This is a genomic window from Flavobacterium sp. PL12 (assembly GCF_039123485.1).
In the GTDB taxonomy this organism is placed as follows: domain Bacteria; phylum Bacteroidota; class Bacteroidia; order Flavobacteriales; family Flavobacteriaceae; genus Flavobacterium; species Flavobacterium weaverense.
The window spans coordinates 75,685-88,085 of the sequence record NZ_JBANDI010000012.1; the positions used below are offsets into that span (position 1 = coordinate 75,685).

General features: G+C 32.5%; 11 protein-coding genes. 4 read left to right on the plus strand and 7 right to left on the minus strand.

What is annotated here, in order from left to right; all coding sequences use genetic code 11:
• Positions 1-78 precede the first annotated feature (78 nt).
• Positions 79-960 (plus strand): tetrahydrofolate dehydrogenase/cyclohydrolase catalytic domain-containing protein, encoded by an 882-nt coding sequence (locus RCH19_RS07480; protein WP_121925917.1) that lies wholly within the window; start codon positions 79-81, stop codon positions 958-960.
• A gap of 233 nt (positions 961-1,193) precedes the next feature.
• On the plus strand, positions 1,194-2,120 hold the full coding sequence (locus RCH19_RS07485) for a magnesium transporter CorA family protein (RefSeq protein ID WP_343022695.1): 927 nt from the start codon (positions 1,194-1,196) through the stop codon (positions 2,118-2,120).
• Positions 2,121-2,167: 47 nt separating this feature from the next.
• Here the strand turns inward: RCH19_RS07485 and rluF are convergent, their stop codons facing one another.
• The 4 genes from rluF to RCH19_RS07505 form a co-directional block, all read right to left on the minus strand.
• The gene (gene rluF, locus RCH19_RS07490; protein ID WP_343022696.1) at positions 2,168-2,980 is read right to left on the minus strand and encodes a 23S rRNA pseudouridine(2604) synthase RluF; all 813 of its coding nucleotides are present in this window, start codon (positions 2,978-2,980) and stop codon (positions 2,168-2,170) included.
• Between the two features lie 161 nt (positions 2,981-3,141).
• A complete protein-coding gene (locus RCH19_RS07495; RefSeq protein ID WP_343022697.1) occupies positions 3,142-3,984 on the minus strand; it encodes an alpha/beta hydrolase in 843 nt (280 codons plus the stop codon).
• Positions 3,985-4,023: 39 nt separating this feature from the next.
• Positions 4,024-4,803: a C4-type zinc ribbon domain-containing protein gene (locus RCH19_RS07500; protein WP_121925921.1), complete on the minus strand. Its 780-nt coding sequence runs from the start codon at positions 4,801-4,803 to the stop codon at positions 4,024-4,026.
• Positions 4,804-4,806: 3 nt separating this feature from the next.
• Positions 4,807-5,901, minus strand: coding sequence for a Nif3-like dinuclear metal center hexameric protein (locus tag RCH19_RS07505; protein ID WP_343022698.1), 1,095 nt, complete (start codon positions 5,899-5,901; stop codon positions 4,807-4,809).
• A 438-nt stretch (positions 5,902-6,339) separates the two neighbouring features.
• Here RCH19_RS07505 and lpxK point away from each other — a divergent pair, with 438 nt between their 5' ends.
• On the plus strand, positions 6,340-7,377 hold the full coding sequence (gene lpxK / locus RCH19_RS07510) for a tetraacyldisaccharide 4'-kinase (protein ID WP_343022699.1): 1,038 nt from the start codon (positions 6,340-6,342) through the stop codon (positions 7,375-7,377).
• Complete coding sequence (locus RCH19_RS07515) at positions 7,349-8,161, plus strand: purine-nucleoside phosphorylase (protein WP_343022700.1); 813 nt, start codon at positions 7,349-7,351, stop codon at positions 8,159-8,161. Before lpxK ends, RCH19_RS07515 begins: the two co-directional genes overlap by 29 nt.
• A 4-nt stretch (positions 8,162-8,165) precedes the next feature.
• Here the strand turns inward: RCH19_RS07515 and RCH19_RS07520 are convergent, their stop codons facing one another.
• From RCH19_RS07520 to lipA, 3 genes are read right to left on the minus strand one after another with little or no spacing between them, the layout of a single operon-like run.
• Positions 8,166-10,331, minus strand: coding sequence for an ATP-binding protein (locus tag RCH19_RS07520; protein WP_343022701.1), 2,166 nt, complete (start codon positions 10,329-10,331; stop codon positions 8,166-8,168).
• An 18-nt stretch (positions 10,332-10,349) separates the two neighbouring features.
• Positions 10,350-11,363 carry a type I glyceraldehyde-3-phosphate dehydrogenase gene (gene gap, locus RCH19_RS07525; RefSeq protein ID WP_343022702.1) on the minus strand — a complete coding sequence of 338 codons (1,014 nt, stop codon included), beginning with the start codon at positions 11,361-11,363 and terminating at the stop codon, positions 10,350-10,352.
• A 35-nt stretch (positions 11,364-11,398) separates the two neighbouring features.
• Positions 11,399-12,268, minus strand: coding sequence for a lipoyl synthase (gene lipA, locus RCH19_RS07530; RefSeq protein WP_343022703.1), 870 nt, complete (start codon positions 12,266-12,268; stop codon positions 11,399-11,401).
• Positions 12,269-12,401 lie beyond the last annotated feature (133 nt).

The following is a 12,401-nucleotide window of genomic DNA, read 5'->3' on the forward strand; positions in this document are numbered from 1 at the left end:
ACTCAGTTACTATTTTTTGTTTCGAATTTCAAAATGAAATTTTAACTTAAGAATAGTAAGCTCTAAATTAAAATAAAAATGCAACTACTAGACGGAAAAAAAACAGCGGAAGATATTAAAAGTGAAATTGCTGTTGAAGTACAAAAAATGAAAGATAAAGGCGAGAAAGTGCCGCATTTAGCAGCGTTAATTGTTGGAAATGATGGAGCGAGTTTAACTTATGTGGGAAGTAAAGTAAAGGCTTGCGAAAGAGTAGGATTTGAGTCTACTTTAGTTAAAATGCCTAGTACGACTACGGAAATTGAATTGCTTAAAAAAATAAAAGAATTAAACGAGAACGACAACATTGATGGTTTCATCGTTCAATTGCCTTTACCAGAACAAATTGATGAGCAAAAAGTGTTGATGGCAGTAGATCCAAGTAAAGATGTGGATGGATTTCATCCAGAGAATTTTGGAAAAATGGCATTAGACATGACGACTTTTATTCCAGCAACTCCTTTTGGAATTCTAGAGTTATTAGAAAGATACGAAGTAGAAACTAAAGGTAAACATACTGTTGTTATAGGTCGCAGTCATATTGTGGGAAGGCCAATGAGTATTTTAATGGGAAGAAAAGGCTTTCCTGGAAATTCAACGGTAACTTTGACACACAGTTACACTAAAAACATTGAGGAAATTACAATTCAAGCAGATATTATAATCACGGCTTTAGGAGTTCCTAACTACTTAAAAGCGAATATGGTTAAAGAAGGTGTTGTTGTGATCGATGTAGGTATTACGCGCGTTCCTGATGAGACTCACGCTAAGGGATACGTAATTACTGGTGACGTTGATTTTGATGAGGTAAGTAAAAAAGCTTCATTTATCACTCCAGTTCCTGGTGGAGTAGGACCTATGACTATTGCAATGCTATTGAAAAACACACTTTTAGCAAGAGAAATGAAGAGAAATAAATAAAATTATATTTTAAATTTTATGAAGAGCCTTAAATGAAAGTTTAAGGCTTTTTTGGTCTTAATAAAATAATAAAAAGATAAATAGGGTGATGCTTAAATAAAATTTAAATAATACTTTTGCACCACTTAAAAAAAACAGCCTTTAAAATGGACGACTATTATTCGGAAATGTTGAACTAATGTAGCACTTGATAATATATCAAGAGGCTATAAATAAACCTATAGAATTTTGATATGAGAGCTTTTTACAAAAACAATAACGGATTAATGTCCATTAACGAATGGATTCCAAACTGCTGGATAAATATTGAATGTCCAACTGAAGCAGAAAAAAAATACATATTAGAAGATTTAGAAGTTCCTGAAGCTTTTTATAATGATATTGAAGATATTGATGAACGACCAAGAATCGAAATCGAGAATGGTTGGACTTTAATTATCATGCGCATTCCAGTTAAAAGTAATGATGTTAAATTGCCTTTTCACACCATTCCCGTTGGTATTATTTTTAAAGACTCAATTTGCTTGACGATTAGTTTTCATAAAACGGAAATGTTATCAGATTTTGTAACCTACACTAAGCGTAAGAACATCGATATCAAGGATAATTTTGACTTAGTTTTGAAATTGTTATTGTCATCTAGTGTTTGGTTTTTAAAATACTTAAAACAAGTAAATCAAAAAATTAAATTAGCTGAAGACAATTTGGAGAAATCCATAAAAAATGAAGAACTACAAGCTTTACTCCAAATTGAAAAGTGTTTGGTCTTTTTTATGACTTCGTTAAAAGGGAATGATATTCTTTTACATCGAATCAAGAATATTAAATCTCAACGTGAATTTTTTGATTTTGATTTGCTGGAAGATGTTGAAATTGAATTGCGCCAAGCTCAAGAAACCACAAATATTTACAGTGATATCTTAACGGGAACGATGGATGCATACGCTTCTGTGATTTCAAATAATATGAATACAATAATGAAACAAATGACTTCAATATCGATCATACTAATGATTCCAACATTGATTGCCAGTTTATATGGGATGAATGTGCCTAATTCATTAGAGGATAATAAATACGGCATGTGGATTTTGATTGCAGTTTCGATTTTGCTTTCAGCTTCTGGAGTGTTTTTATTTAAAAGAAAAAGATGGTTTTAAGCCTATAAAAAAAGCGTTTCAATACTGTTGAAACGCTTTTTGATTTTTTAATAATCTCCTTTATTTTTAAACCTAGGGTCATCTCTTTTTATGAATTCTGTTCTTCTTCTTGGCTTTTCCTCTTCTGGTATACTTCCTTCTTCAGTTTTGATTGATGGTTCAATTAGTTGATTCATTTCTATGATTTCGGCATCGGTAAGATCACGATAACGACCTACAGGAATATCAAGTGAAATATTGATAATTCTAATACGTTTAAGAGCTGTAACTTCATATCCAAGATATTCGGTCATTCTCCTAATTTGGCGATTTAAACCTTGTGTCAAAATGATTTTAAAAATAAATTTACTAATTTGTTCAACCTTGCATTTTTTAGTAATAGTATCTAATATTGGAACTCCATTACCCATTCTTTCTATAAAGCGATCAGTGATAGGTTTATTTACGGTTACCGTATATTCTTTTTCGTGATTATTTCTTGCTCGCAATATCTTGTTTACAATATCACCGTCATTAGTCATGAAAATTAATCCTTCACTTGCTTTGTCTAATCTTCCAATAGGAAATATACGCTTTGGATAATTGATGTAATCTACAATGTTATGGCGAACCTCTAAATTTGTGGTGCACTCAATACCAACTGGCTTATTAAAAGCGAGATAAACCGGTTTTTCGTTTTTCTCTCTAATCAATTTGCCGTCTATGCGCACTTCGTCACTCGGTGAAACTTTAGTTCCTAATTCTGGTACGATTCCATTAATGGTTACGCGACCTTCTTCAATTATTTTATCGGCTTCACGACGAGAACAATATCCAGTTTCTCCTATGAATTTATTAAGGCGTTTTAGATTTTCTTCCATATTGCAAAAGTAAGCAATTTGATAATTAGATATTGTGAAATTTAGAAAATAGAAGTGCTTAAGTTTTAGAATATAAAATAAAGCGAGTTATAATTTGAAGTTGATGTCACAATAGAGAAATATTGTTTGGTAGAAAATTGGATACAATAATCTGTGGTAAATCAATCAAATAAAAACTGACTTACTGTTTTATAAAGTTGGTCATCATGCATGCTGTGCCCTAATCCTTTAGTTTCAATAAAAACAGCATTTTTCCATGCACTTTTAATTTTTTGTGACTCTTCAAATCGAACTATTTCATCGTCAAAGTCGTGTGCAATTAGTCCTTTAATATTTAGTTTTGAGGCAAATACTTTACCTGAAAATTGGTCTAAGCTAAGTTTGAAATTATCTAAATAATAGGCTTCTAAAGATTTAAAAATTCTTTTGTTTAAGCTTAGAAGGTTGATGTAATTATTAAGAATAATATTGAAGTCGCTAGGTGATCCCAAAACAACCATTTTTTCCAAGATGTCGTTTTGGTAAACGGATTGATAATAGAGACACGCTTTTCCTCCAAGAGAATGCCCTATTAAATACTGTGGTTTAAATTTTGTAACAGCGATATCAATAAAAGCTGCATACTGAGGAATATTAAATTCTTTTCCACTTGATAAGCCGTGAGCAGGCGCATCTATAGCAATTATTGTACTTCCTGATTTTTGTAGATAAGGAAGCATTGTTTCCCAGCGTGAGGCGTTACTTTCCCATCCGTGTACTAAAAGAATGGTATTTTTATTTCCTTTCCAAGTGTAAGTTTGGATCGAATCTCCATCGAGGTGGAATGTTTCAGCTTCGGCTTTTGAGAGTATTTCTGGTAGTTTGTCTTTATGAAGTTTGCCGTCTCTTGGTTCACTGAAAAGAGCGTAAGCTAATCGCGATGCTTTCTTTGGAAATACAAAACTTAAAGTGTTAATGTAAACTCCAATAGACTTAGTGAAAAGAAAGTAAATTAATTTTTTCATAAAAAAAAAGTCCCGATGTGAATCGGGACTTAAATATAATTAAAACTTAGCAAATAATTGATCCATTTTTTCTTTTTCTTCTTCAGCTAGAACGCTGTCTACTAGTATTCTTCCAGAGTGCTCATCGGTAATGATTTTCTTTCTAGAAGCAATTTCAACTTGCGTTTGTGGTGGAATAGTGAAGAATGATCCTGCAGAAGCACCTCTTTCGATAGATACAACAGCTAAACCATTACGAACACTTGTTCTAATTCTAGTGTATGCTTTCAACAATCTTTCTTCAATTAAAGCTTGGTATTCTGCTGATTTCTCAGACAAGAAAGCCTCTTCTTTCGCAGTTTCAGCCATAATAGCGTCTAACTCTGATTTTTTATGCTTTAAGTGATTTGATTTTGCTTCTAATCTTTCTTTTGAGCTGGCAATAACTTCTTTCTTGTGCTCCATTGAAGCCTTCATTTCTTTAATTTGTTTCTCAGACAATTGAATTTCTAATTCTTGAAATTCAATCTCTTTTGTCAACGAATTAAATTCTCTGTTATTACGAACAGTTTCTTGCTGCTTAGTATATTTTTTGATAGATTCTTTGTGATCCTCAATTGCATTCTTTTTAACTTTAATAAGATCCTCGACAACTTCAAGTTCTCCTTTCAATTTTTCAGAACGCGTACTTAAACCAGCCACTTCATCTTCTAAATCTTCCACTTCTAAAGGAAGTTCTCCTCTTACATTTCTGATTTCGTCAATTCTGGAGTCAATAAGTTGTAAATCGTAAATCGCTCTTAACTTGTCCTCAACACTTAATTCTTTCGTATTCGTCATATTCTATAAGTACTTAACTGGATTTGAATTTTCTTCTGATAAAATAACGGCAAAATTAAGGATTTTTTTTCGAAGATACTCTACAATATAATTTTTTGTATAGCGTTCGCTTTCAAAATGTCCAATATCTGCTAATAAAAGTTGATTTTCGGCTTGATAGAACTCATGATACTTCAAATCAGCTGTCAAATAGACATCTGCTCCAGCTTGTATTGCGTTATTTATTGCAAAACTTCCCGCTCCTCCAAGGACTGCTATTTTTTTTACTTCTTTTCCAAGAAAGTTTGAATGCCGAATTCCATCTGCCATCATTTTTTCTTTTACAAATAATAGAAAATCACGCTCATTCATTGGGTTTTGTAGTTCACCTATCATTCCCATTCCAATATTTTGATGCTCATTTTTTAACTCATAAATCTCATAAGCTACTTCTTCATATACATGGTTTTCAAAAAGAGCTTTTAAAATTTTATTTTCTAAATGTTTTTCGAAAGTAACTTCTATTTTTATTTCTTCACCCTCAACAGATTCAAATTTTTCGCCTAATTGTGGATTGCTATTTTCATTGCCCATAAAAGTTCCGATTCCTTTTGAATTGAAACTGCAGTCTTCGTAATTACCAATGTTTCCTGCTCCTGCATTAAAAAGTGCATTTCGAACTTTTCCTGCATTTTCAGGTATTGTGAAAGTGACTAACTTTCTGATGAAATTTTGTTTAGGAATTAGAACTTTAGTATTAATTAGTCCAAGGGCATCACAGAAAATTTTATTGACGCCGTATTGATGATTGTCTAAAGCAGTATGCACAGCATAAATTGCAATGTCATTTTTAATGGCTTTGACAACTGCTCGCTCTACATAATTCTTTCCAGTTATTTTTTTTAGTCCACTAAATAAAATAGGGTGGAAGCAAACCACTAGATTGCATTTTTTGGCTATTGCTTCGTCAATTACATTTTCTAATGCGTCGTGGCAGACTAATACTCCAGTTGCGTCGGCATTTTTATCACCTACTAGTAATCCAACATTGTCAAAATCCTCAGCATAAGCAAGGGGAGCCATTTCTTCAAGTACAGACAGAATTTCTTTTATTTTCATTTTATATTAATTCAATGCGGTTGTATCTTCTTTAACTCTCAATTTTAAAGTTACAGTTTTCGAGAAAAAAATAAATCAAAAAAGCTATTTTTAATTTTTGGCACCATTTGTATTCTTTACTTTAGCATTGAAAATATTCTAAAAAAGAAGATTAGATTCACTTTCTATAATTTGGAAATTATGCGATATTTTTTGTTTTAAGAATGCACCCTTTTACTTCTTCGATATTTTAAAAGTTAACCAAATTTAGTATTTCATCTATGCGTTATGATTCAATTATTTTTGTTTAAATTTTTTATAATGCTTAAATAGATTTAGCTTGTGATAATTGATATTTTTCTAACGTAGCCTTAAATTCAATTAGTCCAAATATAAATCATTTGATGAAATAAAGAGGTTTAAATTCGCCAATTCATAGCAAATTGTTACTTTCGTAACATGAATTTGATTAGAAAAATACTTTTTCCATTCGCCATAATATATGGTCTGATAACGAGTTTTCGTAATTTTCTTTTTGATAAAGGGATAATGAAATCATATTCTTTTGATTTGCCAATTATTGCTGTTGGAAACCTAAGCGTTGGTGGAACAGGAAAAACTCCTCAAATAGAGTATTTAATTCGGTTGCTTTCAAAAAATTATAAAGTTGCCACTTTAAGTAGGGGTTACAAAAGAGAATCTAAAGGATTCATTTTAGCGGATGAAAGCTCAAATGCTAAGATTCTTGGAGATGAACCTTTTCAATTTTTCGAAAAATTTAAAAATATTCAGGTTGCAGTTGATGCCGATAGGAAAAACGGTATTGAACAAATGCTATCGCAAAATAGTAAGCCAGAAGTTATTTTGTTAGACGATGCTTACCAACATAGAAAAGTAAAAGCCGGCTTTTATATTTTGCTTACAACTTATGGTGATTTATATATAGATGACTTTATATTACCTACTGGAAATCTTCGTGAAAGTAGAAGCGGAGTTTCTAGAGCTAATGTAATTATTGTTACAAAATGTCCTTCTACATTATCACTTGAAAATCAGGACGCTATTAGAAAGAAGTTAAAACTCTCGGCAGAGCAAGAATTATACTTTACTTTTATTGATTATGATGATTTTATTTATGGTGAAGGCCAGAAGATTCCTCTTAGTGAGTTGCGATCATCTTCGAAGCTATTGATTGCAGGAATTGCAAAGCCTAAACCATTTTTTGAGCACTTGAAAGAGAGTAGTGATGTTTGTATGTCTTTTCCTGATCATCATAACTTTACTGATAAAGACTTGGAAGGAATTAAAATTGCAGCTAAGAATAATAAGATCATTACCACTGAGAAAGATTATGTAAGATTGAAAGGAAGTTTACCTGACAATCAGCTTTTTTACTTACCAATACAAAGCAAATTCGTACTCAGCACTGAAAATTCAATTAATAATTTTGATAAAACAATTATAAATTATGTGGGAACAAGTTCAAGAAACCGTTAGTTACATTAAAGATAAAATTAATTTCACACCAGAATATGGTGTAATTTTAGGTTCAGGATTAGGCAGTTTTACTGACGAAATGAAAGTAGAATTTACTTTGCCTTATAATGAAATTCCAAATTTCCCCGTGTCAACCGTACAAGGGCATAAGGGAGCTTTAGTTTTTGGAAAAATTGGTTCTAAAAACGTAGTTGCAATGCAAGGTAGATTTCATTTCTATGAAGGCTATTCGATGAATGAAGTTACTTTTCCAGTGCGTGTTATGAAATTTCTAGGAGTTCAAAAACTAGTAGTTTCAAATGCTTCTGGTGGAGTAAATCCTACTTACAAAGTAGGATCAATTGTTATGATTACTGATCATATCAATATGACGCCTGAGCATCCATTACGTGGTAAAAATGACGAGCGTTTTGGTCCTCGATTTGTAAATATGAGTGAGCCTTATTCTCGAAAAATGATTGCTAAAGTGACTGAAATTGCACAAAATCAAAACATAGAAGTTCACGAGGGAATTTATTTAGGGTTGCAAGGTCCTACGTTTGAAACCTTGGCAGAATATAAAATGGTAAAAATTCTTGGTGCGGATTGTGTGGGCATGTCAACTGTTCCTGAAGTAATTGTCGCCCGCCACATGGATTTAGAAACGTTCGGAATTTCCGTGATAACTGATATGGGCGATGAGGAAAGTATTGGAACTATCTCTCATGACGAAGTATTAGAAGCTGCAAAAGGAGCAGAGCCAAAAGTTCGAACTTTAATAAGAGAATTAATATTGAATTATTAGTGCATTAAATGTGTAGCGCAATTGTAGTGTAGAAATCCTCTGGGACAAATGGTTTAGTTATTACTTCATTCATCCCAAAGGATAGAAGCATTTCGCGATTTTCATGAAGCGATATAGCAGTGAGCGCAATAATTGGAGTTGTTTTATCAAATACACGGATATTTTCAGTTGCTACAGTTCCATTTATTCCAGGTAAGTGAACATCCATTAGAATTAAATCATATTTTGTTGTTCGCACCGTTTCAATTGCATCTTCACCGTTGTCAATGATTTCACATATTATTTTTTTATTCTGCAGCATTTTACGCGTTATCATCTGGTTGATTTTATTATCCTCAACCACCAAAATTCTTTTGTTTTCGAGTTTTGAATCGTAATTTATTTTTTTGATTGGTTTAAGTTCTATTGGCTTTTCGCTTATTTCAAATTCTAACTTAAAGGAAAAAGTCGAGCCTTCTCCAACAATACTAGTCAGTTTTATTTTTCCACCAAGAATCTTAATTAATTTTTTTACAATAGTTAAGCCCAAGCCTGTTCCACCATATTTGCGATTAACTTCTATCGATCCTTGAGAGAAACTATCAAAAACGCTGATTAACTTGTCCTCAGGAATTCCTATACCTGTATCAGTAATTTCAAAGTAAAGTTTTGCTTTTTTATCTTCTAGTGTGTCAAGATTAGCCGTTAATTTAATTTCACCATTTTTAGTGAACTTAAGTGCATTGTTAATTAAGTTTAGAATAATCTGTGACAGTTTTGTGGGATCACCAATGAGGTAGTCTGGAATAGCCTCGTCGATGTCAAGAATTAAGTTGTTGCTATTAGCAATAGCCAATTCTTTAAGTGAATTTTTAATTCCTAATAAAAGTTGTTTTAAATTGAAAGTCGTTTGCTCCACTTCTACATGATGAGACTCAATTTTATTAATTTCTAGTATTTCGTTGATAAATTTCGTCAAGTAATCCCCTGAAAATTTTAGAGATGACAAATAATCTAATTGGTTTTTTTTAGGATTTTCTTGTAGTAACAAATGCGCGATACCATTTATAGCATTTAACGGTGTCCTGAGTTCGTGACTCACCGTTGAAAGAAACTCGGAGCGCGCCTTTGACGCTTTCTCTGCTTTATCTTTAGCAATTTCTAGCTCATTATTTTTTTCCAATAATGATAAGTTAGACTGATTTCTAATGATATTATTCTTATACAAAGAGAGGCTTAGCAAAGAGAGGATCGAAATTAGAGCTATCGCTAATATGCTGATCAGTTTAGAAAATTTATTGGTTTTTTCTTGTTCTCTAATTTCATTATTCGCTTGAATAATTTCTTTTAAACGCTCTGATTCTTTAAATTTAGTGTAATCATCAATTCCTAATCTTCTATTATTTCTAATTGAAATACGCTCTTTTATATTTAGATGCTGCTTTAAATAGGAATAAGCAGTGCTTTTATCTAAAGTTTTGTCATACACAGTACTTAAAGCGAACAGAATATTAGATCGCTGATCCAGATTATCTATAGTCTCATTAAGTTCAAGTGCTTTATTGAGGTAATTTAGAGCTAAATTGTTTTTATTTCTTTGATTTTCAATACATCCCGTTTGAAAGAGTGCTTCTACTTTGGTATTTATTAAAAAAGGATTATCAGGTTTTGCAATAATAGACGCAAACACAGATTGTGCTAAATCTAAATTGTCTTTGGCTTTATAAACGAGTCCGTTTTGAAGTTTTAATAAATCTGCTTCATCTTTACCTTTGATTTTATTTAGGACTGACTTTGCTTTATTGAATTGTAATACTGCCAGGTCTTCATTTTCTTTTGCCATATAGCACAAGCCTAAAACGTAGTAAGTAGCTACTTGCTTTGCGTCTGGTTTTAAATCTTTGAGCAGAACACTACTTTTTGACAAAGATTCAATTGCATCGTCATACTTATTTAGATCATAGTAAAGTTTGCCTAAATTGTAATGCTGTGTGGATTGCTCTTTAATATTTCCTTTAGCTTCTGCGTCAAGTATTGCTTTTTGGGCTTTTTGAAGAGCATCTTTGTAATTGTTGTTGTGAACTTCGGGATATAACGAGCTAGTGTAAAAAGCGAATGTATCTGTCTTCTCGACGTGTTGAGAATACAGGACTGTGTTTAAAAAAAGCAAATAAACTAATAGCCACTTCACTTGTTACTAATTTTAGTATTAACTGTTTCTCACGCTCGTCAAAAGAATTAGATCAATTATTCTAGAAGAATATCCTATTTCATTGTCATACCAACCAACAACTTTTACCATTTTGTCAATAACTGAAGTCAGCTGTGCATCAAATATACACGAATTTCTATTGCCAATTACATCTACTGAAACAATTGGGTCCTCAGTGTAGTCTAAAATTCCTTTTAATGTGGTTTTAGCAGCAATTTTAAAAGCTTCGTTTATTTCTTCAATGGTGACAGCTCTTTTAACGTTGAAAGTTATATCTGTCAGTGAACCATCTGGAACGGGAACTCTAATTCCGCAACCTCCAATTTTACCTTCAAAATCTGGAAAAATTTTAGTTAAAGCTTTTGCGGCTCCAGTAGTTGTAGGCACAATAGATTGACTCGCACCTCTAGCTCTGCGTAGATCTTTATGAGGTTGATCATGCAAGCTCTGATCTGTTGTAAAAGAGTGAATAGTGGTAATGTAAGCTTGCTCAATTCCACAAAGTTCGTTAATGACCTTTATCATTGGTGCTGCGTTATTGGTAGTGCAGCTAGCATTTGATATAATTGTTTCAGTACCGTCTAAAATATCTTCATTGACACCTAAAACAACTGTTTTTATAGATTCTACTTCTGATGGAGCAGAAAGTATTACTTTTTTGGCTCCAGCCAAAATATGAGAATTTAAATCTTCAAAAGTTTTATACTTGCCTGTCGATTCAATAACATAATCGATTGCTAAACTTTTCCAGTCTAAATTCGAAATTTTCTTTTCATGAAAAAAAAGAAAGTGTTTTCCATCAATGATAATCCCTTGTTCATCACTTGTTACGTCAAATGGAAGTACGCCGTGAATGCTGTCGTATTTAACTAAATGAGCCATCGCTTTTGTATCAGCAATGTCATTTATGGCTACTACTTCAATATTTGCATGATTCAGTAAAAGACGAAATAAATTACGTCCAATTCGTCCAAAACCATTTATAGCGATTCTTGTTTTTAAATTTTCCACAGTATTTAGTTCGCCGTCTACGCGGTATTATTCACTTATAAAATATGTTTTTGTGCTTTGTAAGAAGAACGAACCAATGGTCCACTTTCTACGTGACGGAAACCAAGTTCTAATCCAAATGCTTCGTATTTTGCAAATTGTTCAGGTGTTATGAATTCCTTAACTGGTAAATGTTTCTTACTAGGTTGTAAGTACTGGCCTATAGTAACAACATCTACGTTTGCATTGCGAAGATCACGCATCGTTTGATACACTTCATCTTCTTGCTCGCCTAGACCTAACATTATACCAGATTTCGTTCTTTTAATTCCTTTTTCTTTCAAGTATCTCAAAACTTCTAGACTGCGATCGTACTTTGCTTGTATACGCACTTCACGAGTTAATCTACGGACAGTTTCTACGTTATGAGAGACAACTTCAGGATTAGCTTCTACAATTCTATCGATGTTTCTTTCCATTCCTTGAAAATCTGGAATCAAAGTTTCTAAAGTCGTATTCGGATTCATTCTTCGAATTGCCTTTACGGTTTCAATCCAAATAATAGAACCTCCGTCCTTTAAATCATCTCTATCTACACTAGTAATTACTGCGTGTTTGATATTCATGATTTTAATAGAACGTGCCACTTTTTCAGGTTCATCCCAGTCAACCGTTTCAGGTCTTCCTGTTTTTACACCACAAAAACCGCAAGAGCGTGTGCAAACATTACCTAAAATCATGAAAGTTGCAGTTCCTTCACCCCAGCATTCACCCATATTAGGGCAACTTCCAGAAGTACATATTGTATTAAGACTATATTTATCAACTAAGCCACGAAGCTCCGTGTATTTTTGGCCAATAGGGAGTTTCACCTTCAACCATTTCGGTTTTCCAACCGGTAAAGTATTTTCTAAAACAGTTTCCATATATCAATTTTCAAAACGCAAAGATAACGATTGTAGTTTAGTTGTAGATTTCTTTAACTGTTTATTTAAAGCAATAGGATGTGAAATATTTGAAGCACTAATCTTGGTTTTTAAAATTATATCTGTCCTGCTT